This window comes from Allobosea sp. TAF32, from assembly GCF_052113585.1.
In the GTDB taxonomy this organism is placed as follows: Bacteria; Pseudomonadota; Alphaproteobacteria; order Rhizobiales; family Beijerinckiaceae; genus Allobosea.
In genome coordinates this window covers 83016-109778 of sequence record NZ_JBFRDM010000011.1, presented here as the reverse complement: position 1 = coordinate 109778, position 26763 = coordinate 83016, and the positions used below count along the sequence as shown (strand labels likewise).

General features: G+C 66.8%; 25 protein-coding genes. 13 read left to right on the top strand and 12 right to left on the bottom strand.

Annotation, left to right across the window (positions count from 1 at the left end; all coding sequences use genetic code 11):
- The first annotated feature begins 128 nt into the window (after nucleotides 1-128).
- Entirely contained in the window at nucleotides 129-2153 is a 2025-nt protein-coding gene (locus tag AB4Z16_RS23920; RefSeq protein WP_441513825.1) for a DEAD/DEAH box helicase, read from the top strand.
- Between the two features lie 244 nt (nucleotides 2154-2397).
- Here the strand turns inward: AB4Z16_RS23920 and AB4Z16_RS23915 are convergent, their stop codons facing one another.
- The gene (locus AB4Z16_RS23915) at nucleotides 2398-3189 is read right to left on the bottom strand and encodes a DUF2189 domain-containing protein (protein WP_441513824.1); all 792 of its coding nucleotides are present in this window, start codon (nucleotides 3187-3189) and stop codon (nucleotides 2398-2400) included.
- 282 nt (nucleotides 3190-3471) lie between these two features.
- Here AB4Z16_RS23915 and ligA point away from each other — a divergent pair, with 282 nt between their 5' ends.
- Nucleotides 3472-5640 (top strand): NAD-dependent DNA ligase LigA, encoded by a 2169-nt coding sequence (gene ligA, locus AB4Z16_RS23910; RefSeq protein WP_441513823.1) that lies wholly within the window; start codon nucleotides 3472-3474, stop codon nucleotides 5638-5640.
- 18 nt (nucleotides 5641-5658) lie between these two features.
- On the opposite strand, the gene AB4Z16_RS23905 is transcribed toward ligA, so the two are convergent.
- Both AB4Z16_RS23905 and AB4Z16_RS23900 read right to left on the bottom strand, forming a co-directional pair.
- Nucleotides 5659-5922: a hypothetical protein gene (locus AB4Z16_RS23905; protein WP_441513822.1), complete on the bottom strand. Its 264-nt coding sequence runs from the start codon at nucleotides 5920-5922 to the stop codon at nucleotides 5659-5661.
- A 117-nt stretch (nucleotides 5923-6039) separates the two neighbouring features.
- Complete coding sequence (locus tag AB4Z16_RS23900; RefSeq protein ID WP_441513821.1) at nucleotides 6040-7014, bottom strand: AraC family transcriptional regulator; 975 nt, start codon at nucleotides 7012-7014, stop codon at nucleotides 6040-6042.
- A 95-nt stretch (nucleotides 7015-7109) separates the two neighbouring features.
- Here AB4Z16_RS23900 and AB4Z16_RS23895 point away from each other — a divergent pair, with 95 nt between their 5' ends.
- The 4 genes from AB4Z16_RS23895 (at nucleotide 7110) to AB4Z16_RS23880 (ending at nucleotide 10349) form a co-directional block, all read left to right on the top strand.
- Nucleotides 7110-8354: an MFS transporter gene (locus tag AB4Z16_RS23895; protein WP_441513820.1), complete on the top strand. Its 1245-nt coding sequence runs from the start codon at nucleotides 7110-7112 to the stop codon at nucleotides 8352-8354.
- A gap of 95 nt (nucleotides 8355-8449) precedes the next feature.
- Complete coding sequence (locus AB4Z16_RS23890) at nucleotides 8450-9313, top strand: AraC family ligand binding domain-containing protein (RefSeq protein WP_441513819.1); 864 nt, start codon at nucleotides 8450-8452, stop codon at nucleotides 9311-9313.
- A 26-nt stretch (nucleotides 9314-9339) separates the two neighbouring features.
- The gene (locus tag AB4Z16_RS23885) at nucleotides 9340-10053 is read left to right on the top strand and encodes an AzlC family ABC transporter permease (protein ID WP_441513818.1); all 714 of its coding nucleotides are present in this window, start codon (nucleotides 9340-9342) and stop codon (nucleotides 10051-10053) included.
- On the top strand, nucleotides 10050-10349 hold the full coding sequence (locus tag AB4Z16_RS23880) for an AzlD family protein (protein WP_441513817.1): 300 nt from the start codon (nucleotides 10050-10052) through the stop codon (nucleotides 10347-10349). The genes AB4Z16_RS23885 and AB4Z16_RS23880 overlap by 4 nt, the downstream gene beginning before the upstream one ends.
- Before the next feature lie 98 nt (nucleotides 10350-10447).
- On the opposite strand, the gene AB4Z16_RS23875 is transcribed toward AB4Z16_RS23880, so the two are convergent.
- Together AB4Z16_RS23875 and AB4Z16_RS23870 are read right to left on the bottom strand one after the other, a co-directional pair.
- Nucleotides 10448-10675 carry a hypothetical protein gene (locus AB4Z16_RS23875; protein WP_441513816.1) on the bottom strand — a complete coding sequence of 76 codons (228 nt, stop codon included), beginning with the start codon at nucleotides 10673-10675 and terminating at the stop codon, nucleotides 10448-10450.
- Nucleotides 10676-10865: 190 nt separating this feature from the next.
- Nucleotides 10866-12701 carry an aminopeptidase P family protein gene (locus AB4Z16_RS23870; protein WP_441513815.1) on the bottom strand — a complete coding sequence of 612 codons (1836 nt, stop codon included), beginning with the start codon at nucleotides 12699-12701 and terminating at the stop codon, nucleotides 10866-10868.
- Nucleotides 12702-13098: 397 nt separating this feature from the next.
- Between AB4Z16_RS23870 and AB4Z16_RS23865 the strand changes: the two genes are divergently transcribed.
- On the top strand, nucleotides 13099-13344 hold the full coding sequence (locus AB4Z16_RS23865; protein WP_441513814.1) for a hypothetical protein: 246 nt from the start codon (nucleotides 13099-13101) through the stop codon (nucleotides 13342-13344).
- 54 nt (nucleotides 13345-13398) lie between these two features.
- Entirely contained in the window at nucleotides 13399-13527 is a 129-nt protein-coding gene (locus AB4Z16_RS23860) for a hypothetical protein (protein WP_441513813.1), read from the top strand.
- Between the two features lie 88 nt (nucleotides 13528-13615).
- On the opposite strand, the gene AB4Z16_RS23855 is transcribed toward AB4Z16_RS23860, so the two are convergent.
- Both AB4Z16_RS23855 and AB4Z16_RS23850 read right to left on the bottom strand, forming a co-directional pair.
- A complete protein-coding gene (locus tag AB4Z16_RS23855) occupies nucleotides 13616-14563 on the bottom strand; it encodes a 50S ribosomal protein L11 methyltransferase (protein WP_441513812.1) in 948 nt (315 codons plus the stop codon).
- 151 nt (nucleotides 14564-14714) lie between these two features.
- Nucleotides 14715-15470 (bottom strand): SDR family oxidoreductase, encoded by a 756-nt coding sequence (locus tag AB4Z16_RS23850; protein ID WP_441513811.1) that lies wholly within the window; start codon nucleotides 15468-15470, stop codon nucleotides 14715-14717.
- A 100-nt stretch (nucleotides 15471-15570) separates the two neighbouring features.
- Between AB4Z16_RS23850 and AB4Z16_RS23845 the strand changes: the two genes are divergently transcribed.
- Nucleotides 15571-15990, top strand: a complete 420-nt coding sequence (locus AB4Z16_RS23845) for a winged helix-turn-helix transcriptional regulator (protein ID WP_441513810.1) — start codon at nucleotides 15571-15573, stop codon at nucleotides 15988-15990.
- Nucleotides 15991-15994: 4 nt separating this feature from the next.
- On the opposite strand, the gene AB4Z16_RS23840 is transcribed toward AB4Z16_RS23845, so the two are convergent.
- The 3 genes from AB4Z16_RS23840 to AB4Z16_RS23830 form a co-directional block, all read right to left on the bottom strand.
- A complete protein-coding gene (locus tag AB4Z16_RS23840) occupies nucleotides 15995-16417 on the bottom strand; it encodes a GNAT family N-acetyltransferase (RefSeq protein ID WP_441513809.1) in 423 nt (140 codons plus the stop codon).
- A gap of 38 nt (nucleotides 16418-16455) precedes the next feature.
- The gene (locus AB4Z16_RS23835) at nucleotides 16456-18840 is read right to left on the bottom strand and encodes an ATP-dependent helicase (RefSeq protein WP_441513808.1); all 2385 of its coding nucleotides are present in this window, start codon (nucleotides 18838-18840) and stop codon (nucleotides 16456-16458) included.
- Nucleotides 18841-18973: 133 nt separating this feature from the next.
- A complete protein-coding gene (locus AB4Z16_RS23830) occupies nucleotides 18974-19900 on the bottom strand; it encodes an alpha/beta hydrolase (protein WP_441513807.1) in 927 nt (308 codons plus the stop codon).
- A gap of 138 nt (nucleotides 19901-20038) precedes the next feature.
- Here AB4Z16_RS23830 and AB4Z16_RS23825 point away from each other — a divergent pair, with 138 nt between their 5' ends.
- Entirely contained in the window at nucleotides 20039-21679 is a 1641-nt protein-coding gene (locus AB4Z16_RS23825; RefSeq protein WP_441513806.1) for an acyl-CoA dehydrogenase family protein, read from the top strand.
- 87 nt (nucleotides 21680-21766) lie between these two features.
- Here the strand turns inward: AB4Z16_RS23825 and msrB are convergent, their stop codons facing one another.
- On the bottom strand, nucleotides 21767-22198 hold the full coding sequence (gene msrB / locus AB4Z16_RS23820) for a peptide-methionine (R)-S-oxide reductase MsrB (protein ID WP_441513870.1): 432 nt from the start codon (nucleotides 22196-22198) through the stop codon (nucleotides 21767-21769).
- A 204-nt stretch (nucleotides 22199-22402) separates the two neighbouring features.
- Here msrB and AB4Z16_RS23815 point away from each other — a divergent pair, with 204 nt between their 5' ends.
- Nucleotides 22403-23668 (top strand): BtaA family protein, encoded by a 1266-nt coding sequence (locus AB4Z16_RS23815; RefSeq protein WP_441513805.1) that lies wholly within the window; start codon nucleotides 22403-22405, stop codon nucleotides 23666-23668.
- Nucleotides 23665-24336 (top strand): class I SAM-dependent methyltransferase, encoded by a 672-nt coding sequence (locus tag AB4Z16_RS23810; RefSeq protein ID WP_441513804.1) that lies wholly within the window; start codon nucleotides 23665-23667, stop codon nucleotides 24334-24336. Before AB4Z16_RS23815 ends, AB4Z16_RS23810 begins: the two co-directional genes overlap by 4 nt.
- 94 nt (nucleotides 24337-24430) lie before the next feature.
- Here AB4Z16_RS23810 and AB4Z16_RS23805 read toward each other — a convergent pair whose 3' ends face one another.
- The gene (locus AB4Z16_RS23805) at nucleotides 24431-24997 is read right to left on the bottom strand and encodes a thioesterase family protein (protein WP_441513803.1); all 567 of its coding nucleotides are present in this window, start codon (nucleotides 24995-24997) and stop codon (nucleotides 24431-24433) included.
- Between the two features lie 204 nt (nucleotides 24998-25201).
- On the opposite strand from AB4Z16_RS23805, the gene AB4Z16_RS23800 reads away from it, so the two are divergent.
- The gene (locus AB4Z16_RS23800) at nucleotides 25202-26641 is read left to right on the top strand and encodes an FAD-binding oxidoreductase (protein ID WP_441513802.1); all 1440 of its coding nucleotides are present in this window, start codon (nucleotides 25202-25204) and stop codon (nucleotides 26639-26641) included.
- Nucleotides 26642-26763 lie beyond the last annotated feature (122 nt).

The window sequence follows — 26763 nt, the reverse complement described above, 5'->3', positions numbered from 1 at the left end:
TTTTGGCATCGGATTTTCTGAGAAGTGAGACCCACTTTTCGGTCCGATTACCGAATGCCGCCTGAACCCATCGCCACGCTTCGCGCCGTTAATTCATTTTACGCCGCAAACCTCTAGGCCCTTATCGCATGTCCTTTTCCCTCACGAGCCCGCCGCTCGCGCGCGCGCTTGCCGAACGCAACTATTCCGAACCGACGCCGGTGCAGAGCGCTGTGCTCGAAGACGCCGCCGCTGGCCGCGACCTGCTGGTCTCGTCGCAGACCGGCTCCGGCAAGACCATCGCCTATGGGCTCGCGATCGGCGAGACGCTGCTGGGCGGGGCGGAGCGCCTCGGCCCTGCCGCCGAGCCGCTGGCGCTGATCATCGCCCCGACGCGTGAGCTTGCCTTGCAGGTGCAGCGCGAACTCGCTTGGCTCTATGCCCAGACGGGAGCGCGGGTGATTTCCTGCGTCGGCGGCATGGACCCGCGCCGCGAGGCGATGCTGCTCGACGAGGGCGCCCATATCGTCGTCGGCACGCCTGGCCGCCTGCGTGACCATATCGAGCGCCGCCGCCTCGACGTCTCCGCGCTCAAGGCGGTCGTGCTCGACGAGGCGGACGAGATGCTCGACCTCGGCTTCCGCGACGATCTCGAATACATCCTGAAGACGACCCCCGAGGGGCGGCGCAGCCTGCTGTTCTCGGCCACTTTCCCGAAGGCCATCGTCCAGCTTGCGCAGAGCTACCAGCGCGACGCGCTGCGCATCGAGGTGGAAGCGACGCGTCGCGGCCATGCCGATATCGCCTACAAGGCCGTGCGCGTTTTCCCGAAGGAAGCCGAGCTCGCGGTCGTCAACCTGCTGCGCTTCCATAATGCGCCGGTGGCGCTGGTCTTCTGCAACACCCGCAATGCGGTGCGCCATCTCGAGGCGATCCTGCTGGAGCGCGGCTTCACCTCGGTCGCGCTCTCGGGCGAGCTTGGCCAGAACGAGCGCAACGCCGCGCTGCAGGCGCTGCGCGACGGCCGGGCGCGGGTCTGCGTCGCGACCGATGTCGCGGCACGCGGCATCGATCTGCCCGGGCTCGACCTCGTCATCCACGCCGAATTGCCCAATGATTCCGAGGTGATGCAGCACCGTTCGGGCCGCACGGGCCGCGCCGGCAACAAGGGCACGAGCGTCCTGCTCGTGCCGCAGTCACGCCGGCGCAAGGCCGAGCGCCTGCTGATGGAAGGCAAGATCGAGGCCGAATGGATCGCCCCGCCGACGCCGGAGGAGATCCGCACGCTTGATCAGGAGCGCCTGCTGGCCGATCCGATGCTCAGCGGCGAGACCGGCGAAGACGATGCCGGGATGATCGAGGCGCTGATGGCGGGCCGCGAGGCGCGCGACATCGCTGCGGCACTTGTCAGGCTCTATCGGGCAAGGCTGCCTGCGGCGGAAGAGGTCGGCGATCCCGGCTTTGGCCGCGACGAGCGCCGGCCGGTCCGCGCGAATGAGGACTATGCCGCCAAGCGCCGGCCCTTCGGAGCCGGGCGCGATGAGGGCGAGGATGGCGAACGGCCGCGCAAGCCGGCAGGTCCGCGCGGGGATACCGTCTGGTTCCGGCTCGACATCGGCCGCAAGCAGGGCGCCGATCCGCGCCAGCTGCTGCCGATGCTGTGCCGCCGCGGCCGGATCACGCGCGACGAGGTCGGCGCAATCCGCATCTTCGACCGCGAGACCAAAGTCGAGATCGATGCCGAGGTGGCCGAGCGCTTCTACGAATCCGTGCGCATACCGGATCGCGACAAGATCGTGATTGAGATGGCGGAAGCGGACGAGCGGCGTCCGGCAAAATCCTTCGCCGACAAGGCCGAGCGCCCGGCCGCGCCGCGTGCGTTCCGCGACCGGCCCGAGACCGGCGCCGACAGGCCGCAGCGCAAGCCGTTCCCCGCCAGGGACGGCGAGCATCGCGCACCTCATGGGGATGATCGCAAGCCCTATCGCGCCGAAGGCGCGCCGCAGCGGAGCGATGATCGTCCCCGCCGCGAGGATGGCAAGCCCGGCGGTGGCTTCAAGAAGCCGTTCGCCGCGAAGGGGAAGCCTTTCGCCGGCAAGCCTGGGCAGGATGGTGGACGCCCCGCCGGCGGCGGCAAGCCGTTCGGAAAAGGTAAGCCGCCGCGCCGCGGCTAAGCATCGTTGCCCGGCTGCTGTAGGTCACTCGCGCGCTCTCCCGCCTCAACGCAGGCCGAGGAAGGAGAGAATGGCGAGGACAACGACCACGAGGCCGACGAGATAAATGATGTTGTTCATGAAAAACCCCCTGACTGAATGGAGCCGTCAGGCTCGATCTGGCAGGGGGTGAACCCCATTTGGGGGCGAAAAGTTCCCGTATCGGCAGGAGCGCGCGGCCGTGGCGCGCTCGATCCCAGTCCAGTCAGCCCACCACCTTGCGGTAGAGGTGCCAGGTGGCATGGCCTAGAACCGGCATGACCACGACCAAGCCGACCAGCACCGGCAGGCAACCGAGCACCAGAAGCCCGGTCACGATCAGGCCCCAATACATCATCACGCGCGGATTGGCCTCGACGGCGGCGATCGAGGTGCGGATCGCGGTCGGGGCATCGACGTGCCGGTCGATGATCAGCGGGAACGACACGACGGATATCGCGAAAGCGGCGATCGCGAAGAGCAGCCCGAGCGAGTTGCCGATAATGATCATGATCCAGCCATCGGCCGTGGTGAAGACGGCGCGCAGGAAATCGCCGGTCGAGACGTCGGCCGGCAGGCCAAGGATGCCGCGATAGAGGAACCAGGCGCTAAAGAGCCAGGCGAGGAAGAGCCCGGTCAGCATGGCGCCCAGCAGAACGGTCTGTCCGATCGAGGGCGAGCGCAGCAGCTCGAACACATGGCTCCAGGACGAGTCGAGGCCCTTCTCGCGGCGGCGGCTCACCTCATAGAGGCCGATCGCGGCGAAGGGGCCGATCAGCGCGAAGCCGCTGAGAAGCGGGAAAAGCAGGGGGAAGATGTTGTAGCTCACGGTGAGCTGCGCCAGCAGGATGCCGGCGATGGGATAGATCACGGCGATGAAGACGAGATGGCTCGGCTGCGCCATGAAATCTTCCCAGCCGCGTCGCAGCGCTTCGCGCAGGTCCATCGTGGTGATGGTCTTGATGCGTGGCTGCGAGAGCGTGACGATGTCATGAACGGTGCCGTCGACATTGGCCATGGCGTGCCTCCCGGTTCCGGCCCGGTTCACCACGGCGGTCGACTTGTCCTTGGCGTCAACGGCCGATGGCGTCGAGCTTCCAAATTCCAGCCCCCAAACTATACGCGCGAAAGCCGGATTTGTCGCAAGCCCTCTCGCTGATGTGAGGAATGGACACCTGAGCCCCATCCCGAGGAGCCGCCGATAGCCCTCTCCTACAGGATGGGGCCGAGGAGCTTCATCGGGTAGAGCGATCCGGCTGCTGCCCTTCCTCGTCACGGCCTTCTCGCCTAATGCTGTGCCATGAGCGACGCCAACGACACCGCCTTTTCCGAAACGCCCGTTGCCGAGCTGACGCCACGCAAGGCGAAGGCCGAGCACAAGCAGCTCGCCGCGCAGGTGCAGGCCGCCAACGACGCCTATTTCCAGGACGATCAGCCGATCATGGACGACGCGGCCTATGACGCGAAGCGTCGGCGGCTGGTCGCGCTCGAAGAGGCCTTTCCCGAGCTGAAGGAAACCGGCGGCGTCAGCGGCAAGGTCGGAGCCAAGCCGTCGGGCAAATTCGCCAAGATCCGGCACCGCGTGCCGATGCTCTCGCTCGACAACGCGTTCTCCGATGAGGCCGTCGCCGAGTTCGCGGGCCGGGTCTATCGCTTCCTCGGTCGCAAGGAAGAGGAAGGCGGCATCGCCTTCACCGCCGAGCCCAAGATCGACGGGCTGTCGCTCTCGCTGCGCTATGAGAAGGGCATGCTCGTCTCAGCCGCGACGCGCGGCGACGGCGAGGAGGGCGAGGACGTTACCGTCAACGCCCGCACCATCTCCGAAATCCCAGGGACGCTCGCCGGGCCGGACGTGCCGGAGATCGCCGAGGTGCGCGGCGAGGTCTATCTCGGCCATGCCGATTTCGCTGCTATCAACGACCGCCAGCGTGAGAAGGGACTGACCGAATTCGCCAATCCGCGCAACGCTGCGGCGGGCTCGCTGCGCCAGCTCGACGCGACGATCACAGCATCCCGTCCGTTGCGCTTCTTCGCCTATGCCTGGGGCGATATGCCGGTGCTGCCGGCGCCGACGCAGATGGGCGTGGTCGAGGCGTTCAAGCGCTGGGGTTTCCGCACCAACCCGCTGATGAAGCGCTGCGAGAGCGTCGAGGAGCTGATCGCGCAGTACCGGCTGATCGAGAGCCAGCGCGCCACGCTCGGCTACGACATCGACGGCGTGGTCTACAAGGTCGACGATCTCGCGCTGCAGGCAAGGCTCGGATTCGTCTCGCGGGCGCCGCGCTGGGCGATCGCGCATAAATTCCCGGCCGAGCTGGCGACGACCGTTCTCGAAGCGATCGACATCCAGGTGGGGCGCACGGGCGCGCTCTCGCCGGTGGCGCGGCTGAAGCCGGTGACGGTCGGCGGCGTCGTCGTGACCAATGCGACGCTGCACAACGAGGATTACATCCGCGGCTTCGACTCCAAGGGACTGCCGATCCGAGACGGCACCGATATCCGCATCGGCGACACGGTGACGGTGAAGCGGGCGGGCGACGTCATCCCGCGCGTCGAGGCGGTCGATCTCGCGAAGCGGCCGGCTGATGCGAAGCCCTATGAATTCCCGACGCTCTGCCCGGCCTGCGGCAGCCATGCGACACGGGAGCTCAATCCGCGCACCGGCAAGGAGGATGCGGTGCGTCGCTGCACTGGCGGCCTGATCTGCCCGGCGCAGTCGGTCGAGCGTCTCAAGCACTTCGTCTCGCGCGATGCGATGGATATCGACGGGCTCGGCGACAAGCAGATCGAGTTCTTCCACAGCGATCCCGAGCTGCCGGTGAAGGAGCCGGCCGACATCTTCACACTGGCTGAGCGCGATGCGGCCAACCTCAAGAAGCTCAAGGACAAGGAGGGCTTCGGCGCCGTCAGCGCCAAGAAGCTGTTCGACGCGATTGAAGACCGGCGCCGGCCGCCGCTCAACCGCTTCATCTTCGGGCTCGGCATCCGCCATATCGGCGAGACGACGGCGCGGCTGCTGGCGCGGCATTACGGCTCGTTCGAGGCGCTGCGCGCGGCGGGCATCGCCGCTGCCGACGAGGCCTCGCCCGAGCGGCAGGAACTCGACGCCATCGACAGCGTCGGGCCCACCGTGGTCGAGGCGCTGATCGAGTTCTTCGGCGAGCCGCATAACGAGCAGTTGCTCGACCGGCTGCTCGCCCAGGTCACGCCGCAGCCGCTGGAAGCGGTGGCCTCGGCGAGCCCTGTCGCCGGCAAGATCGTGGTCTTCACCGGCGCGCTGGAACGCATGACCCGCGACGAGGCCAAGGCGATGGCCGAGCGGCTCGGCGCGAAGGTTGCGGGCTCGGTCTCGTCGAAGACGGATCTGCTGGTCGCCGGGCCGGGGGCGGGCTCCAAGCTGAAGGATGCCGCCAAGCACGGCGTGCAGGTGATCGACGAGGCCGGCTGGTTCGATCTGGTCGGCGGATGAGCGGCCGCTACGCCGCGATCAGTGGCGATGAGCGTGCGTTCTGGCACGCGGCACCGCGGTCCGCTGGGGAATGCCGACGACACCCTTGACGCCGCCGACCACGCCGCCGGTGACGCCGCCGACGACGGCTCCGGCCGCGCCGCCGATCGGGCCGGCTGCCTCATTGCCGACCCTGGCGCCTTGAGCGGCGCCGCGCGGTATTCCCTGAGCGTTCGCAACCGTTGCAAGGCTGAAAATTGCTAGCGCCGCAGCGCAGCTAAGAGCGAGAGATTGGATGTTCATGATCGTGATCCCGTTCGCATCGGCCGCGGCGCCGGCCTTCCAGCGCCCGGCTGTTCGACATGCAACCGGCGCTCCGGGGCTTTGTTCCGGCACGCCTTTCCCGCGGAAATGCTCTCGCTACTCCGCAGCCCCTGCTGATGGCGTGAACATCGCCGCAGGCGGTGCCTCACCTGCCGCGCGCACCTGACCCGGCGCCATCCCGGTGATGCGCTTGAAGGCGCGGCTGAACGAGGCCTCCGACTCGTAGCCGAGGCGCTGCGCCACCACCGCGATCCGCAGCTTGTCGCGGGCGAGCCATTGCCGGGCCTGATGCATCCGGACCTGCGCGACATAGCGGGCCGGGGTCTCGCCGACAACCTCGGCGAAGCGCTCGGCGAAACCGGAACGGGAAGCGCCCATCAGCTCCGCCAGGCTTTCGACGGTCCAGTCGGTCTCGGGATGCGCGTGGACAGCCGCGAGCACCTTGCCGATCTGCGGGCAGCGCGCTGCCGCGACCCAGCCCTTGGCGGCACCGCAGCCGCGTTCGACCCAGGAACGGATGATCGCGGCGGCCAATACGTCGGCGAGACGCGCGAGGATGCCGCCGGCGCCGACCCGGTCCATCGCGACCTCCTGGCCCATTGCCGCCAGCAGATGCGGAATGCCAGGTTCGTTGGCGATGAAATCGCTCATCCGCATCATATCCGGCATCAGCCGCAGCAGCGGGTGGTCGAGATCGACATTGAAGGTCATGCGCCCGGTGAAGACGAGCATATGCTCGCCAGTGCCACCGCCCTCGACGTCGAAGACATTGCCATAGGCTTCGCGCACCCGGCAATCGCAGGGAGGCGATGCGATGACGTCCGGCGCGCTCGCCAGCACATGGCCGCCGCCGCGGGGCAGGAGCACGGCGTCGCCGTCGCGGAGCTCCAGCCACTCGCCGGCGGGCGTCCTCAGCCAGCAACTGCCGCGCGAGATGAAATGGAAACACGCCTCGCGGCTCTGCGGGAAGGCGACGCCCCACGGAGTAGCCATCTGGCAGCGGCTGTAATCGACGCCGTCGAGCCTTAGTCCCCGGAGCATTTCGGTCAGGTGGTCTGCCGAAGCTGTCATCGCAATCCTGGACGAACGGTCATGAGATACGGATTATATAGCATGGAAACTCCACGAGGCCACGCCCATCTTCCGGCCTCCTCATGGAGATACCCATGTCAGATTCTCTTTCTGCCACAGCACTCGACCTCGATGATTCCGCCGAGGACGCGCGCGAAAGACCAGCCTGGGCGGCCGTGGTCTCGTTGACTTTCGGCGTCTTCGGCCTCGTCACGGCCGAATTCCTGCCCGCCAGCCTGTTGACCCCGATGGCCGCCGATATCGGCGTTTCCGTCGGCGCCGCCGGACAGGCCGTGACCGCCACAGCGGTGGTCGGCGCCGTTGCCGGCCTCGCCGCCGCCATCGTGACGCGCGGCATCGATCGGCGCCTTGTCATCTGGTCGCTGACCAGCCTGCTGATCGTCTCGAGCGCGCTCGCCGCCGTCGCGACCAATCTGCCGACGCTGCTCTTCGCCCGCGTCCTGCTCGGCATCGGGCTCGGAGCCTTCTGGTCGATGGTGGCGGCGACGGCGATGCGGCTCGTGCCGCCGAGCGCCTTGCCCAAGGCGATTTCGCTGATCTTCACCGGCGTCTCAATCGCCACGGTCAGCGCGGCGCCGATCGGCGCTTATGTCGGCAACCTGATGGGCTGGCGCGTCGTGTTCTGGCTCTCGGCTATCATCGGCGTCGCGACGCTGGTGATCCAGATGGCGGTGCTGCCGCGCCTGCCGGCGCGCGGCGCGCCCGATATCCGCACGCTGCTGCGCCTGCTCGGCCAGCCGAGCATCGCACTGGTGCTGGCGGGGATCGCCGTCGTGATCTCCGGGCATTTTGCCGGCTTTACCTATGTCCGCCCGTTCCTGGAGCAGATTCCGAAGCTGTCGGTCGAGGCGATCTCGCTCGTCCTGCTGGCCTACGGCGTCGGCGGCTTCTTCGGAAACTTCGTCGGCGGGGCGATCACGGCGCGGAGCGCCAAGGCGTCGGTGATCTTCGGTGCGCTGACGATCGCGCTGGTGGGGGTGAGTCTGCTGCTGGTCGGTGGATCGCCGATCGCCTCGGCCATCGCCGTCGGGCTCTGGGGCTTCGCCTTCGGCGCGCTGCCGGTCGGCTTCCAGACCTGGATGGTGCGCGTGGCGCCGGAAAACGAGCAGGAATCGGCCGGGGGCCTGATCGTCGCCGCCTTCCAGGTCGCGATCGCGAGCGGGGCCATCTTCGGCGGCCTGCTCGTCGACGGCTTCGGGACGCTGGGCGTGATCGCCTACGCCACCGTCGCGACGCTGGTCGGCGGGCTCGGCGTATTTCTGCTCGGTTCGAAGAGCCCGGAACGGGCCGGCGCGGCCGGTGCGGCTCACGCCATCTGACGCCATTCCGAAATGACCGAGCATATCGGGCGCGTGATGCGCCCGATCACTTTTCTTCAAGACAGTCGCGCCACGAGAGAGTTTATGCTCGCGCCATGGAAGCAGTCACACAGAGCGAGACATTGGGCCTGGAACCGCTCGTCGCCGGCGAGCGGGCGAAGCTGTTTCCGGCCGAGCGCTTCGACGGGCTGGATTGCCTCGCCGCCACCTTCCGCCGCCATGCCTACGCGCCGCACCAGCATGAGAGCTACGTGATCGGCATCATCGAGGCCGGCTGCGAGACCTTCCGCATCCGGGGCGAGCGGCACTACGCCCGTCCGGGCCATGTCGCCTTCGTCAACCCGCTCGAGACCCATGACGGCGAGCCCTACGGGCCGGGCTACAGCTACCGCATGACCTATCCCGAGGTCGGCCTGATCCGCGAGGTCGCGGCTTCGCTGAGCGGCCGGGACGTGATCGGGACGCCGTTCTTTCCGCAGCCGCTGGTCGAGGACGCCAAGGGGGCTGTGCTCTTCGCTGCCGCGCATCGCGCCATCGAGGATGGCGAGGATCTGCTGGCCGGCGAGGAGATGCTCCTGCGCTTCTATGCGCTCTGCCTGGCGCGCCATGCCGATCTCTCGGTCCGCGCCGTCGGGGCCGAGGGTGGGCCCGTCGCCAAGGCGCGCGAGCTGTTCGAGGCGCGCTACGAAGAGGACCTGTCGCTTGCCGATCTCGCCCGGCTCACCGGCCTGCCGCGCCATCACCTGATCCGTGCCTTCCGACAGGAGACGGGGCTGACGCCCCATGCCTATCTGGTCGATGTCCGCGTCCGGCGCGCCCGCGAGCGGCTGCGGCGCGGCGAGATGCCCGGCGACGTCGCGGCGGCGACCGGCTTCTGCGACCAGCCGCATCTGACGCGCGCCTTCAAGGCCCGCTTCGGCGTGACGCCTGGCGCCTTCCGCGCCGCGCATACCGGCTGAACCGCCGTTTCGAAAGTACCAGACACATGTCCACGATGCGTGACGACATCAGGCGCGGCCTGAGCGATATCTGGCCGGCTGCGGTGGCTGCGGCGCCGATCGGCCTGCTCTTCGGCGCGGTGGCCGCCAGCAAGGGGCTTTCTCCCTTGGAAATCCTTCTGATGAGCGCCACGGTGTTCGCCGGCGGCGCTCAGTTTGCCGCCGTGGAGTTGTGGGCGACGCCAGCACCGGTCGCTGCGATCGTCTTCTCGACGCTCTTGATCAATGCGCGCCATGTGCTGATGGGGGCGTCGCTGGCACCGAAGCTGGAAGGCTTCAGCCGGTGGCAGAAATTCATCGGCCTCTACTACATGGCCGACGAGAACTGGGCGCTGGCCGAGAAACGAGCCCGTACGCATCGCCTCACTCCGGCCTATTGGTTCGCGATGGTCATTCCCTTCGTCGCCGGCTGGCTGGTCAACTCGACGTTGGGCGCGACCATCGGCGCCGTGCTGGGCGACCCGAAGCGGCTCGGCGCCGATTTCGCCTTCACCGCGCTGTTCATCGCGCTCGTCGCCGCCTTCTGGAAGGGGCGGGTGACATTCTGGACGGTGGTGGCAGCGGGACTCGCATCGGCCGTGACCTATCGCCTTGCCGGGCCGCCCTGGCATGTCGCGGCCGGCGCACTCTGCGGTTTGCTCGCGGCATGGCTTGCGGCCGCCACCGAGATGCGGCCTGCAACGCAGGAGGTCGAGGCGTGAGCATCGATCCGATCAACCTCCTCGCCTTTCTCGGTATGGCGGTCGTGACCTATGCGACGCGGGTGGCGGGACTTGCGCTCGCCGGGCGTCTCAACCTTTCGCCGCGCGCGCAGACCGCCTTCGATGCGATCCCGCCCGCCGTGCTGGTCGCCGTCATCGCGCCGAGCGCGCTCGCTACCGGCTGGGCCGAGACGGCTGCCGCCGCGCTTGCGGCACTGGCTGCGACGCGGCTGCCGCTGTTGGGCGTCGTCGCCGTGGGCGTCCTCGCGGTGGTGGCGTTCCGGATGGTGATGTGAGCGAGGTCGTGCCCGGCCGTGACGTGCGCTGCATGACGCGCCCGGGCAACCTCCACGCCGCTTGAAGCGCATGCGCCCCGAGGCCGTGCCCGCGGGTTTCAGCCTGCCTTCGCTCTTTTGCGGCAATTCTGAGCGTATTCGCGGCGCAGTTCTTTCATCTGCGCCGGGTCCAGCCTGTTCGTCCTGTCTTTCTTGAACGCCAGCCTGGCTTCTTCGCGGCAGGAGTCGCGAACGCTATTGCCGCCCCTGCCAGTTCTTTCCTGAGCCTCCGCCGGAAGAGGCAAAAGGGCTACGGTCGCAAAGGCCAGTACAAGCTTCAGAGGCATGGCACATCCCTCTTCGTTTCGCTTCGACATGGCGGCAGATTGATCCGGCAATACACTATCGCATCAGGAATTCGCGTCCATTACTTTTCGTCAGTTGCCGTAGCGTTCTGGCTTGAATTCTGGATGATTTCCGGCGTGGGTCGCCAAAATACTTCGTGCGGCAAGGCGGTATTCGCTGGAAAGGCGGCCCTCACAGCGGCCGGCACGCCTTCTCCAGCCAGGCCCTCGGTTCCCCGGCGACCAGCGGAGACAATTTCTCCCAGACCGTCGCATGGTAGGCGTCGATCCAGGCGATCTCGCCGGCGTCGAGCATCTCCTTGTCGATCAGCGCACGCTCATAGGGGCACCAGGTGATGGTCTCGAAGCCGTAGATGGTGCGTTCGGCGCCGGGGATCAGGCGTTCCTCGACGACGATCAGGTTCTCGATGCGGATGCCGTACTCGCCCTGCTTGTAGTAGCCGGGCTCGTTGGAGAGGATCATGCCCGGCTCCAGCGGCGTGACGCCGAGCTTGGAGAGGCGCTGCGGCCCCTCATGCACCGACAGATAGCTGCCGACGCCGTGGCCGGTGCCGTGGTCGAAGTCGAAGCCGCCCTGCCAGAGCGGCAGCCGGGCGAAGGCGTCGAGCTGCGCGCCGGAGGTTCCCTTGACGAAGACCAGCCGCGAGATCGCGACATGGCCCTTGAGCACCCGGGTGTAGCGGTCGCGCATCTCGGCCGTGGGCGCGCCGATGACGATGGTGCGGGTGATGTCGGTGGTGCCGTCCTCGTACTGACCACCTGAATCGACCAGGAAGATCCCGGGTTCCAGCCGGCGGTTCGTCGCTTCGCTGACGCGGTAATGCGGCAGGGCGGCGTTGGGGCCGGCGCCGGCGATGGTCGTGAAGGAGACGTCCTTGAGCAACCCGGTCCTGAGCCGTTCGGCTTCGAGCGCCGCGACGGCGTCGATCTCGGTGAGGTTGCCCTTCGGTGCCTCGCGCGCGAGCCAGGAGAGGTAGTTCGTCATCGCCGCGCCGTCGCGCAGATGGGCGGCGCGGGTGCCGTTCAGTTCGGCCGCGTTCTTGCGCGCCTTCATCAGCGCGATCGGGTCGGTGCCGGCATCCGGCGTGCCGCCTGCCTGGGTGATCAGCGTCGCCAGCGCCGAGGCGGCGGTGGTGGCATCGAGGCGAACCTTGGCCTTCGCGGCGCCGAGCCTCTTCAACTGGCTTTCGAGCGCAGCCGGTGCCGCGATCTCGCCGACCGCGCCGATGGCGTCGCCGGCTTCGTTGGTGATCTTCTCGGGCGCGAGAAACACGGTCGGGCGGCCCTCGCGCGGGACGATGGCGTAGCCGAGCGGCAGGGGCGTGTGCTCGACATCGCCGCCGCGGATGTTGAAGACCCAGGCCAGCGCATGCGGATCGGAGACGACGAGGGCATCGACCTTCGCTTCAGCCAGCGCCTTGCGGATGCGGTCGAGCTTCGAGGCGGAATCCTCGCCCGCATACACGGCCGGGTGAGCCTTGACCGGCGCGGCGGGGGCGGCGGGACGGTCCGACCAGAGTGTGTCGATCGGGTTGGCGGCGACGGCGACAAGGCTGCCACCGGCTGCGGCGACCGCTTTTTCCAGCTTTGCGACGCCGTCGACCGTGTGCAGCCAGGGATCGTAGCCGAGCTTGCCGCCGGCCGGCAGGTTCTGCTCGATCCAGCGCTCCAGCGGCGTCTCCTCCATGCGGACGGGGGTGACGACCGTCGTGTCGGTCTGCGCGGCCGCCTGGATGGTATAGCGGCCGTCGACGATCAACGCGGCCTTGTCGGCCAGCACCACCGCGTTGCCGGCCGAGCCGGTGAAGCCTGTCAGCCAGGCGAGGCGGGCCATATGGGCCGGCACATATTCGCCCTGATGCTCGTCGGCACGCGGGATGACGAAACCGTCGAGACCTTGCGCCGCGAGCGCCATACGCAGCGCGGCGACGCGGCCGGCGACCAGCATGGGGTCGCTGGGCTCGGAGAAGGACTGGAAGCGGCAAGTGGGCAAGGTCGATTCGGTCATGACACGGTCCGGATTCGGTCGCCGCGCGCCCTGTCGGGCACGATAACGGCGATCCATGTAATCGTTATCGCACCGGATTCCTGCGAAAAATGGATTTCACGATCGGTCCGATGCGAGATCGTACGCATCGTCGCGCTGCATCGGCTAAAGCGCCAGCGCAAATACGCCGACAGGCAATGCCCGTTTCCTGACGCCGTGCTGCCTTGACGGTTCGCATTGTGCCGATTGGTTATGCAATAAACGCAAATATTAACGGGTATGGGCTCGTTTCATGCGTTTTATGCATATCTCGCATATGCGAGCATGGCTTCTCGCAACTGCGAAATGATCCCACTTTAGCGGCATAAGAGAACGAGGAAGCGACCGGGACTGTCCTTCGTTTTTCGGAGATAGACCCATGACCTATGTGCTAGACAACGCCGATGTGCTGCCCGTGGCAGTGGTGGCCGAAACCAAGGCCCGCAAGGCGCACCAGCCGAGTGTGATGCAGCGCCTCTATGCCGCGCTGATCGAGAGCCGCAAGCGCTCCGCCGCTCGCGAGCTGCGCGCCCGCAACCTCCTCGTCAACGAGGCAGAGATCGTGCTGGGCGGCTATCCGTCCGCGACACTGTCGAGCGACGCTTCGCTGCCTTTCAACCGCTGAATTTCCGGCCGCTGCGGCCAGACCGCGCGCCGATAAACATCGAGGATCAGAAACATGATCGCCATCATCAAGCATGTCGCCGAACAGATCGCCGACGCCGCGAAGTTCGCCGCGGCCGTCTGGCACGACGCCCGCAGCCTGCAGGCCGAGGCCGAGCGCAAGTATGGACATATCGGCTTCTGAAGCCGGACGCGTAACGACCTCGCGCTTCTAGCGGCATCGGATCGGAAGCGGCTTCCGCTTTTCCGGTTCGTTGCCCTGGCGCCGGAGGTCAGGCAGGGCGGCGGAGCCTCGGGGCTGCGCCGCCTTTTTTCATGACCAGCGTAGCCCAGCCTTCGCGCAGCGACTGGCTGACGAGATAGATGCCGTGGTGCCGGTAGGCCGAAGCCACCCCGGCGACATCCATGCCGAGCAGACCGGAGAGGATCAGTGTCCCGTCGCGCGAGAGTACGCGCGCGATCGAGGGCGCCAGCTGCCTCAGCGGCCCGGCCAGGATATTGGCGAAGACGAGGTCGAAGCGGCCGGGGCGGTTGGCCTTGGCATGGCGCAGGCCCGGCGCGACATAGAGGTCGAGCGCGTTGGGCGCGTGATTCAGCCGGGCGTTGTGGGCGGAAACCTCGACCGCGATGGCGTCGATGTCTCCGGCGACGACCTTGCGCTTGATCTGCTTTGCCAGCGCCAGCGCGAGGATGCCCGTGCCGGTGCCGACATCGAGCCCGTGGCGCGGGCGGCGCTTCTTCAGCTCGGCGTCCAAAGCCAGCAGGCAGCCCGAGGTGGTACCGTGATGGCCGGTGCCGAAGGCCAGCGCCGCCTCGATCTCGATGGCGACATCGTTGACGCGCACGACATCCCGGTCATGTGCGCCGTGGACGATGACGCGGCCGGCGCGCACTGGCTTCAGCCCGTCGAGGCTCGTCGCGACCCAATCCCGCGTGTTCACGGTAGTGAAGGGCGTCGCGTCGACGAGATCGCCGACGATCGGCCTGAGCAGGTCGCGCACCGCCTCCTCGTTCGGGTGCTGAGCGAAGTAGATCTCGACCTTCCACGGCGCGTTCAGCGAAAGCGTTGTGACGCCGTCCTCGATCTCGAAGGCCGAAATCGCGGTCTCGGTCGGGTCGAAGATCTCGCCGAGCAATTCGGTCAGGGCCCGGGCCTTCTCGCCCGAGGTGGAGAGTTCGAAGACGGTCGCAACCGTCGCTGGCAGGAGGCCTTCGCGCATGCGGTGGCATTAGCAGCGTGGGGCGAGGTTGTCATGCGGTGCGATGTGGGGTCGTCATGGTCGGGCTTGACCCGACCATCTCGGAATCCAGCACCTACTCGTCAGAGATTCCCGGGTCGCCGCTGCGCGGCGCCCGAGAATGACGGCTGGGTCAGGCGTGCTGTGCATTCAACGCCGCGAAGACCCGATCGAAACTGCCGGTGGCTTCGGCATAGCGCAGCGGCTTGCAACGCTCGACGATCACTTCTGCGGCATCAGGCCGGGCTTCGAGGATCATCATCACCTCTGCGATGAAATCGGCGAGCGGCATCGCGGCGGGATCGACGGCCTGCTGCGCACCCATCAGTTCGGTCTGCACATAGGGCGGGGCGATCTCGATGACCCCGATCGAGGTATTCTTGAGCTGCTCGCGCAGGCTGATCGACCAGGAATGGATCGCCGCCTTGGTGGCGCTGTAAGTCGGCGTAACCGCCAGCGGCACGAAGCCGAGGCCGGAGGAGACGGTGAGGATCGTGGCGCTGGGCTGCTTCATGAGATGCGGCAGGAGCGCGGCCGTCAGGCGGATCGGGCCGAGCAGGTTGGTCGTGATCGTTTCCTCGGCGATGGCGAGGTTATCGGCGGCCGGGACGTTCTCGGGCTTCATGATGCCGGCATTGTTGAGGATGGCATTGAGCTTCGGAAAGCGCTCGACCACCTGCTGTGCGAAGGCTTCGATATCAGCCTTGTCCTGGATGTCGAGCAGCATCGAGGCCATGCCGGGATTTGCGGCGGTGACCTCGTCGAGGATGCGCTCGCGCCGGCCGGCGATGATGACCTGATTGTTCTTGGCGTGCAGCGCCTCGGCGAGCGCCCGGCCAATGCCCGAGCCGCCGCCGGTGATCAGGATGGTGTTGCCTGAGATGTTCATTGGAAGCCCTCTTGTGGTTGCGTCCCAGCAGGTGGCATCGTCAGTCTTCAAAGGAAAGAAGGCTCCCAGAAGTGCCATACATACCAAAAGGAGAGTGTGGATGCGGACGATCCGGACTGCGATGGCAGCGATGCATGCGCGTAGCGACGCCATCCCTCCGGTCAGCCCTGCCGTGGAGTCGCTGGTGCGGCAGGTCATCGCGCAGGTGGCGGACAAGTGGACGATGCTGGTGCTCGAGGCGCTCGAGGAGCACGGCACGCTGCGCTTCACCGAGGTCGGCCGCATCGTCGGCGGCATCAGCCAGAAGATGCTGACCAAGACGCTGCGGGAAATGGAGCGCGACGGGCTGGTCATCCGAACCGTCCATCCGGTGATCCCGCCGCATGTCGATTATACGCTGACCGAACTCGGCCGCGAGCTCAGCGCAGCGTTCTGCGGAGTCTGGGTCTGGGCCGAGACCTATTATGGGCAGGTCTCGGCGGCACGGAAGGCGTTTCGCGAGCGGGAAGGCGGCGCCTGAGCGCTCACAGATCCTTGGTCAGGTAGACGCGGGTCGCGCCGGGCGGCTTCGGCGCGATCTCGCCGAAGACCTGCCATCCCAGCTTCTTGTAGAAGTCCGGCGCCTGGAAGCTGATGGTGAAGAGCACCGCCTTGCTGCAGCCGCGCCGCCGGCCTTCCTCCTCCGCCAGGGCAAGAATGCGGCTGCCGGTGCCGGTGCCGCGCAGGCTTTTCGGCAGATAGACGAGGTCGATGAAGAGCATGCCGAGCGAGGTGCGCCCGACAAGCCCGCCGATCGGCTCGCCGGTTTCGGGATCGGTGACGCGGATCGTCAGATCCTGCCGGTCGTGCAGGCCGATCTTCTCGTCGTTGTAGCCCTTCAGGCCGTTGGAGAGCACTTCGCGAAGAGCCTTGTCTTCGGCGTCGGTCAGATCGATCTGGGGAATCATGTCGGCAGCAGTCTTCTGGAGTTTGGTATCGGCTGTGCTCAGCCAGCCTTCTGGACGAAGCTGTCGAGCACCATCTTCCGGCCCGCCTTGTCGAAGTCGACCGTGAGCTTGTTGCCATCGACGCTGGCAACGGAGCCGGGGCCGAATTTGACGTGGAAGACGCGGGCGCCGGTGCCGTAGGCAGACTCGCCGGTCGATTTGGCGGTGAGCTCACCTTCGATCAGCAGCGGGCCGCGCTGGCGTGATGAGCTGCCTCCGAAACCGCCCGAGCCGAAGCCACGGCCGCTTTCGGAGAAGCCGCTGCCACCGCCGCTGTTCTTCGCGCGGTTTTCCTGCGCGCGCTGCCAGCCCGGCGTGTTGTAGCTGGAGCCGAAGCTTTCCATCCGGTCGAAGCGCGAGGCGCCGTAGCCGCCCTGCGAATAGCTCGTCGGGGCCTCCTCGACCTCGACATGTTCTTCCGGCAATTCGTCGATGAAGCGGGAGGGCAAGCTGGTTTGCCAGAGGCCGTGGATGCGCCGGTTGGAGGCGAAGTACAGCTTCAGCTTCTTGCGGGCGCGGGTGAGCCCGACATGGGCGAGGCGGCGCTCCTCCTCCAGCCCGGCGCGGCCGCTCTCGTCGAGCGCGCGCTGGTTCGGGAACAGCCCTTCCTCCCAGCCCGGCAGGAAGACGGTGTCGAATTCCAGCCCCTTGGCGGCGTGCAGCGTCATGATCGAGACGCGCGCCTCGGCCTCGCCATCCCCGACGTCCATCACCAGCGAGACGTGTTCGAGGAAGGCCGGCAGATCGGGGAATTCATCGAGGGAGCGGACGAGCTCCTTGAGGTTTTCGAGGCGCCCGGCGGCATCGGCCGAGCGGTCCTTCTTCCACATCTCGGTGTAGCCGGATTCCTCCAGCACGAGTTCGGCGAGTTCGCCCTGCGGCATATGCTCGGCGCGAGCGGACCAGCGGCCGAAGGCGTCGACCAGTTCGCGCAGGGCCGTGCGGGCCTTGGGCTTCAACTCGTCGCTCTCGACCGCGGCGCGGGCCGATTGCATCAGCGAGAAGCCGGTGGCGCGGGCGTGGTTGTGCAGGAGCTGAACCGTTGCGTCACCGAGGCCGCGCTTGGGTACGTTGACGATGCGCTCGAAGGCGAGGTCGTCGGTGGGCGACACCACGCAACGCAGATATGCCAGCGCATCGCGGATTTCGGCGCGCTCATAGAAGCGCGGGCCGCCGATGACGCGGTAGGGCACGCCGGCCTGGACAAAGCGCTCCTCGATCTCGCGCATCTGGGCGGAGATGCGCACGAGCACCGCGACCTCGGCGAGATTGTATTTCTTGGCCTGCATCGCCTCGATCTCGTCGGAGATCAGGCGCGCTTCCTCCTGGCTGTCCCAGGCGCCGGTGATGGTGACCTTCTCGCCGAGCGCATCCTCGGTGCGCAGGGTCTTGCCGAGGCGGCCTTCGTTGCGGGCGATCAGCTTGGAGGCGGTGGCGAGGATATGACCGGTGGAGCGGTAGTTGCGCTCCAGCCGGATCACGGTCGCGCCCGGAAAATCGTGCTCGAAGCGCAGGATATTATCGACCTCGGCACCGCGCCAGCCATAGATCGACTGGTCGTCGTCGCCGACGCAGCAGATGTTGCGACGTCCTTGGGCAAGAAGTCTTAGCCAGAGATACTGCGCCGTGTTGGTGTCCTGATACTCGTCGACGAGGATGTAGCGGAAGCGGTCGTGATAGGTCTGGAGCACGTCAGGATAGTCGCGGAACAGCGTCAGGCAGTGCAGCAGGAGGTCGCCGAAATCGACTGCGTTCAGCGCCTTCAAACGCTCCTGATAGGCAGCATAGAGCTTGCCGCCCTTGCCGTTGGCGAAGACGGCGGCCTCACCGGGCGGCACGTCCTTGGGGCTAAGGCCGCGATTCTTCCAGCTATCGATGAAGCCCGCCAGCATGCGTCCGGGCCAGCGCTTCTCGTCGATGCCCTCGGCCTGAATCACCTGCTTCATCAGGCGGATCTGGTCGTCGGTGTCGAGGATGGTGAAGTCGCTGCGCAGATCGAGCAGTTCGGCGTGGCGGCGCAGCAGCTTGGCCGAGATCGAGTGGAACGTGCCGAGCCAGGGCATGCCTTCGGCGACCGGGCCGACGAGATGGGCGACGCGCTCCTTCATCTCGCGCGCCGCCTTGTTGGTGAAGGTGACGGCGAGAATCTGGGAAGGGTAGGCGCGGCTGGTCGAAATCAGGTGGCCGATGCGGGTGGTGAGCACGCGGGTTTTGCCGGTGCCGGCGCCGGCCAGCACCAACACGGGGCCTTCCGTCGCCTCGACCGCCTGGCGCTGCTCCGGGTTCAGCCCCGTAAGATAGCCGGCCGCCGGCTGCGCTGCGGCACGCGCGGCGAGGCCTCCAGGGCGGGGCAGGGGGGCGGAAAAGGGGTCAGTCTCGGACAAGGGACCAGTGTGCTCGTGCGTGATTCGTTCTCCGGCGAATATAGGGCGCTCGTGTCAGGATTGCGCCCTGCCGGAGGGATCATTTTATATCCCGTTCCACAGGGAGGTGGCTGCATCCTCCCCGCTTGCCGGCTCAGCGCGCCGGCAGCAGGTATTTCAGGCCCTGCGTGAAACCGCGCGGTGCGACGGTGAGGTGATCCTCATCGTCGAGGACGACCGACTTCAGATTCAGGCTCGGGTATTTTCGTCCGCGCAATGCGGCTTCCAGCGCACGGTTGTCGGCGACCATGTCCACCGTCTGATTGTAGCGCCGGTCGCCTTTGCGCAGCGCTTCATGGGCGCCGACATAGAGATAGACCTTGGCCGGCAGGTCTTTGCTCCGGGCGGCGTAGCGCGCTTCCAGCTCCAAAGCATGGCGCTTGTCGTACCAGAGCGAGGGGCTGCCGAGGATATAGCCGCTGAACAGGCCGGGCTCGGTGAACAGGATCTGCGCGCCCAGTAGGGAGCCGTAGGAGTGGCCGAGAAAGAGCGCTCTGGCGGGATCGGTCCGATAGCGGGCGGCGATGAACGGCTTCACCTGATCGCGCAGATAGCTCTGGTAGGCCGGCCCCTGGCCGTGAACCGCTCCGGCCGGTGCTGAGCTTGGCCCGTTTTGCGTGGGGGTATAGTCGCGCCGGCGGCTGACCGCGCCATCCTCGCCTTTGGCATAGGACAGCCCGACCAGGATGAATTCCTCCACCTTCGGCCCATCGAGGTTCAGGCGGCGATTGATCTGGCGGATGATCGGGAAGGCATAGTCGGCGTCGGTGACATAAAGCACGGGGAAGCGCCGCTGCGGCTCCTTCGCATAGGAGGGCGGCAAGGCGACGAAGACCTGATAGCCGCGGCGCGAGACCGGGTCGGGCACGTCCCAGACCTCGCTGTCAGGGATTTGGTAGGGGCGGCCTTCGCCCGGCTGAACCTTCGGAACGGCTTGAGTCTGGGCGTGTGCGGGAGCGACGGAGGCACTGAGGCCGGCGATGAGGGCAATCAGCAGGGTATTCGGAACGCGTCGCTGCACGTGAGGTCTCCGTCGTCATGCGCCGATCGCGGCGCGCATGCGAGGGGAGGCACGAACTCGGGCAGCAATCGGGCGGATTCGCAATCGGCGGATGCCGGCATAGTCTGGTGGTTAACGACGCGGATCGGAGGGAAGGCCATGGCGCAGATGTCACATGCCGACCAGGTGACCAATCAGGTGCCGGTGCTGGCCGAATACGACGTCTTCGCCGCCGATCCGGTGCTGCCGGGGATCGTCTCGGCCTTCGGTGCCGATTGGGCGCGCGAGCGGCTGCATGAAGCCGGGCGGACGGTCGGCTCGGCACGGGTGCAGGAATTGGCCTATCTCGCCAATCGTTACACCCCGGAACTCAAGGCCTTTGACCGCTTCGGCAACCGCATCGACGAGGTCGCCTTCCATCCGGCCTGGCACGAGTTGATGGGGCTCGCCATCGGGCAGGAGGCGCATGCTCTCGCCTGGAACCGGCCGGAGCCCGGTGCGCAGGTGGCGCGGGCGGCCCTGCAATACCTCTGGTACGGCGCCGAGAGCGGAATCTGCTGCCCGATCAGCATGACCTATGCCGCCGTGCCGGTGCTGAAACAGGACCCTCTGCTTTGGGAGCAGTGGGGCCATCTCATCACCTCGAACCGCTACGATCCACGGCAGGGGCCGGCCCATCACAAGACAGGCGCGACCGTCGGCACGGCGATGACGGAGACGCAAGGCGGCTCGGATCTGCGTCAGACCCAGACGGTGGCCGAGGATAACGGCGACGGCACCTATTCGCTCCATGGCCGGAAATGGTTCTTCTCGGTGCCGCATTCCGATATCTTCCTCACGTTGGCGCGGACGGGCGAGGGCATCTCCTGCTTCGTCGTGCCGGGCTGGTTTCCAGATGGATCGCGCAACGGCGTCGCGATCGAGCGGCTCAAGGAGAAATGCGGCAACCGCTCGAATGCGTCGTCGGAGGTCGAGTTTCGCGGTGCCGTCGGCCATCTGATCGGGGAGCCGGGACGCGGTATCCGCACCGGGCTGTCGATGAACCACAATTCCCGGCTCGACATCGCCGCCGCCTCCTCCGGGCTGATGCGGATGGCGGTCTCACTCGCGGCGCATCACGCGCAGCATCGCCGCGCCTTCCAGAAGGCGCTGATCGACCAGCCGATCATGCAGAACGTGCTGGCCGATATCGCGATCGAGGCTGAGGCCGCGGCCTGGCTCGCTTTCCGGCTTTTCGCGGCGCTGGATCGACAGGAGGCATCGGAGAGTGAGCGGCTGCTGGCGCGGGTGGGCGCGCCGATCGCGAAATACTGGATCACGCGGCGGGCACCGGCCGTCGTCACCGAGGCGCTGGAGTGCCATGGCGGCAACGGCTTCATCGAGGACAACCCGATGGCGCGGCTCTATCGCGAGGCGCCGCTGAACGCGATCTGGGAAGGCTCGGGCAATGTCATCTGCCTCGACGTGCTGCGCTCGCTGGCGCGGGAGCAGGGGGCGATCGACGTGCTGCGGGCGGAGCTGATGGCGGCTGCGGGCTCGGACAAGCGCTACGATGCGGCGCTGAGGCGGCTCGAAGGCGAATTGCCCGGGATGATGCGCAATGAGGGGCAGGCGCGGCGGCTCACCGAGCGGCTGGGGCTCATGTTGCAGGGCTCGTTGCTGTTGCAGTTTGCGCCTGCTGCGGTGGCGGATGCGTTCATTGCCACACGGCTCGGTGGCGGTTGGTCGGGGCAGTTCGGGGATCTGCCGCCGGCGGTGGATGCCGGGGTGTTGGCGCGACGGGCGGTGCCCGTTATGTGAGGCGTCATGCCCGGGCTTGACCCGGGCATCTCTTTATCGCCTTTCCGTCGTGAGATGCTCGGGTCAAGCCCGAGCATGACGGCGGGATCAAGCCGCTTCCGGCTCGAAATTCATAGCCACGCCGTTGATGCAGTAGCGCAGGCCGGTGGGCGGCGGCCCGTCGGGGAAGACGTGGCCGAGATGGCCGCCGCAATTGGCGCAATGCGCCTCGACACGGTGCATGCCGTAGCTGAAATCCTCCGAGGCGCCGATAGCGCCCTCCAGCGGCTGGTCGAAGCTCGGCCAGCCCGTGCCGCTCTCGAATTTCTTGCCCGATTTGAACAGCTTCTGGCCGCAGCCGGCGCAAGAGAAGGTGCCGGCGCGCTTCTCGTAGTTGAGTGCGCAAGAACCCGCACGCTCCGTGCCGTGGCCACGCAGGACCTGATACTGCTCCGGCGTCAGCCGCTCGCGCCACTGCGCGTCGGTCAGCTGGAAGGGGAAGGTCTCGTCCTGCTTCTTCGGCTCGCCGAACATGCTCATCAGACCCATTGCGATCTCCTTGTCAGCGGGGTGGCGGGGCGCCTCATCGGCTTTCGTGCCGCCAATATGGCGTCTCAGGTGCCGGATTTCAGCCCCACAGATTACCGGCAGTTTCACGACGCCGCGGCAAGGGCCGGGGCTCCGTCACCGGACCGTCACGCGACTCCTCTAGCAGGCCCGCCACCCGCAAAGGGAGGAAAACCGGTGACGCAACAGGCGACGCAAACGGCGCGCGCGGCCCGCCGCATGACGAGCTCGGGCCTGGGACTGGCTGTCCGGCGCAGTAAGACGCTGTCGAAAGCGGGCATGCTGGAATGGCTGTTCGCCCGGGCCTTCTCCGGCCTGGTCTATCCGCAGATCTGGGAAGACCCGGTGGTCGACATGGCGGCGCTGCAGCTCAAGGCCGATGACCATGTCGTGGCGATCGCGTCGGGCTCCTGCAACATCCTTTCCTATCTCACGGCCGCGCCGATCCGTGTCAGCGCTGTCGATCTCAACGCCGCGCATATCGCGCTCGGCCGGCTGAAGCTCGCGGCTTTGGCGCGGATGGAGCGGCAGGAGGACTTCCTGCGCTTCTTCGGCCAGGCAAATGCGCGCGAGAATGTCGGCGTCTACGATCGCGAGATCGCTGATCATCTCGACGCCGTCTCGCGCGGCTACTGGGAGGGGCGGGGCCTCAATGGACGGCGCCGGATCAACCTCTTCGCCAAGGGCTTCTATCGCTACGGCCTGCTCGGCCGCTTCATCGGCACGGGCCATGTGCTGGCGCGGGCGCTGGGCGGCAATCCGCTTGTGATGCTGACGGCGCGTGACCTCGCCGAACAGCGGGCGCTCTACGAGCAGCATCTCGCGCCGGTGTTCGAGCGCAAGCTGGTGCGGTGGCTGGTGCGCCAGCCGGCCTCGCTCTATGGGCTCGGCATCCCGCCGGCGCAGTACAAGGCGCTGGCGGCCGATGGCGAGGAGGGCATTCTCGGCGCGCTGAAGCTGCGGCTGGAGCGTCTGGCCTGCGATTTCGATCTGAAGGACAACTACTTCGCCCAGCAGGCTTTCGGCCGACGCTATGGCGAGGGGGCCGACGCGGCGTTTCCGCCCTATCTGCAGCCGCAATATTTCGCGGCGGTGAAGGAGCGCGCTGCGAACGTCTCCTATCACCAGAGCGCGGTCACCGCCTTGCTGGAGCAGCAGCCGGCCGAGAGTTGCGATGCCTATGTGCTGCTCGATGCGCAGGATTGGATGAACGACGCCGATCTGACGGCGCTGTGGTCGCAGATCACGCGCACCGCCCGGCCGGGCGCGCGGGTGATCTTCCGCACGGCGGCCGACGAGCGGCTGCTGCCCGGCCGGATACCCGCTGCGATCCTCGACCAGTGGCATTACGAGGAGGAGCGCAGCCGCGATCTCTGCCAGCAGGACCGGTCGGCGATCTATGGCGGCTTCCACCTCTATGTGCTGAAGGGGCAGGCCCGGTGAGCGCCGCCGAGGCGCCGGGCGGCTCGGCGGCCGGGTTGATGGACCGGATCTATCGGCACCAGCGGCACATCTACGACGCCAGCCGGAAGTTCTATCTGCTCGGCCGTGACCAGCTGATCGACGGGTTGCAGCCGCCTCCCGGCGCGACCGTCCTGGAGATTGGCTGCGGCACCGGACGCAACCTCATCCGGATCGCGAGGCGCTACCCATCCTGCGCCTGTTGCGGGCTCGACGTCTCCAGCGCGATGCTGGCGACGGCGCGCGCTGCGGTGGCGCGGGCAGAGCTGGACGATCGGATCCAGCTAGCCGAGGCTGATGCAACCGGTTTCGACCCGCAGGCTCTGTTCGGCCTTCAGGGCTTCGACCGGATCGTCATCTCCTATGCGCTGTCGATGATCCCGCCCTGGCAGGGTGTCGTCGCGGAGGCGCTGCGCCGCCTCACCATGGGCGGCTCTTTGCATATCGTCGATTTCGGCGACCAGAGCGGGCTGCCGGCGAGCTTCAAGGCCGTGCTGCTGCGCTGGCTCGCCCTGTTCCATGTCACGCCGCGCGAAGATCTGCCGGGGACGGTGCGAGCGCTTGCGGAAGCGGCGGGGGCCGACTGCCGGATCGGCGCGCCGTATCGTGGCTATGCGATGCATGCGGTGGTGGGAAGGCGCGGAGCTTAGCGTCATGCTCGGGCTTGACCCGAGCACCTCCTGACAGGAAGGCGCCGGATTCCGAGATGGTCGGGCCAAGCCCGACCATGACGGCAAAATAGTCTCAGTGCCGCGTCTCGACCTCGGGCTCGCGCACTTCCTTCGCCTCATCGACGCGGATCGCCGACTTCTTCGGCATGCCGATGATGCGACCGATCGTAGCCGGCAGCGGCATCATGCTGTGGGCTGCCTTCATCAAGGCAAGATTCGCGAGGATGTCGGCAGGGAAGGGCGTGACCCTGCGATGGACCATGTCGACGTGCAGCGACAGGTTCTCGCTGGTCGCGGCGAGCCAGCCCTCATGGGCGTGACGCATCTCGAGATAGTAGTGCAGGCGCTTGTCGTCGAAGCCGATGAGCTGGGCGGTGACGCGGACGAGGTCGCCATCGGTCAGCTCACGCTTGTAGAGGATGTGGCATTCCGCGGTGAAGGTCGAGGCGTGGCGTGTCTCGACATAGTCCCGCGTCAGGCCGACGAGCGAGAAGACTTCGTCCACCGCACGGTCGAACAGGACATGATAGTAGGCCATGTTGAGGTGGCCGTTGTAGTCGATCCATTGCGGCTCGACCCGCATCGCCGAAGAGACGAAGGGCGAGAAGAAGAGCGCCGGAGCGCGTGTATCGTTTGCCATGATCGCCCTCCCTGTCAGGCGCCTCGTTCAAGGGGCCGTCGCATTATTGCGGCTGCCCATTTCGTCGTCCCATGATCTAGTATGCATCGTTCGCAATCAGCGTCAGCACCTCGCCCCGGCCGCGATGGTCAGGATGATGTCGGACCGTAACCAATTGCGAAACCGATCTGTTCCAAGTCTAAGCGCCAAAATCGGATCTTGACAATGAGCCTGCCCGCTGCCGCCCCTCATGACAGCCCTGCCTCCGCCGCAGTGCTGCCGCCATCGCCCGATGCCATCGCAGCCGTGACCCAGGCGCTGGCCGCGCGCTTCGGAAACCGGCTCGTCACCAGCCTCGCGGTGCGCCAGCAGCACGGCCATACCCTCACCTGGATACCCAATCAGCCGCCGGATGCGGTGATCTTCCCGCAAAACACGGAAGAGGTTTCCGAGATCGTGAAGCTCTGCGCGGCGCATGGCGTGCCGGTCATTGCCTTCGGTACCGGCACCTCGCTGGAGGGGCATGTCAACGCGCCCTTCGGCGGCGTCTGCATCGACATGTCGCAGATGAAGCGGATCATCGCCGTGCATGCCGAGGATCTCGACGTGGTGGTCGAGGCCGGCGTCACCCGCAAGGAGCTCAACGAGCATCTGCGCGACCAGGGCCTGATGTTCCCGATCGATCCGGGTGCCGATGCCTCGATCGGCGGCATGGCCGCGACGCGCGCTTCCGGCACCAATGCTGTCCGCTACGGCACGATGAAGGACAATGTGCTGGCGCTGAAGGCGGTGATGGCCGATGGCTCGATCGTCAAGACCTCGACGCGCGCGCGCAAGACCTCAGCCGGCTACGATCTCACGCGCCTGCTCGTTGGCTCGGAAGGCACGCTCGGCATCATCACCGAGGTCACGCTGAAGCTGCATGGCATCCCCGAGGCGATCGCCGCCGGCGTCTGCCCCTTCCCCTCGGTGAAGGCCGCCTGCGACGCGACGATCCTGACGATCCAGACCGGCCTGCCGGTGGCGCGCATCGAGTTGCTCGACGACGTGATGATCCGCGGCGTCAATCTGCATGCCAAGCTCGGCCTGCCGGAGACGACGATGCTCTTCGTCGAGTTCCACGGAACGGAAGCCGGCGTTGCCGAGCAGTCCCAGCGCTTCGGCGAGATCGCGGCGGAATATGGCGGCGGGCCCTTCGAATGGGCGACCAAGGCGGAGGACCGCTCCAAGCTCTGGCAGGCGCGCCATGACGCCTATTGGGCGGCGAAGGCGCTGCGGCCCGGCTTCGACTCGGTCGCGACCGATGTCTGCGTGCCGATCTCGCAACTGGCCGAATGCGTCGAGGAGACCAAGCGCGACATCGAGGCCTCCGGGCTGATCGCGCCGATCGCGGGCCATGTCGGCGACGGCAATTTCCACACGCAACCGCTGGTCGATCTTAACGACAAGGCCGAGGTCGAGCGGGCCCAGGCCTTCATCGACCGGCTGGTGAAGCGTGCGCTGGCCATGGGCGGAACCTGCACGGGTGAACACGGTGTCGGCCAGAAGAAGATGAAGTATCTCGAGCAGGAGCACGGGGCGGAGGCACTCGCGGTAATGCGGACGCTGAAGCGTGGGCTCGATCCGCAGAACATCCTCAATCCCGGAAAAATCGTCGTCCTGTGACATCGGCGCGGCTTGCGCTGCGGGCGCCCTTCGCGAAATGTCGCGATCCTGCCGCGACTTGCCGGCATGATCGCGGGCGGACGCCGGTTTTGGATCGGTGCCGCTACACCATGGCGACAGGG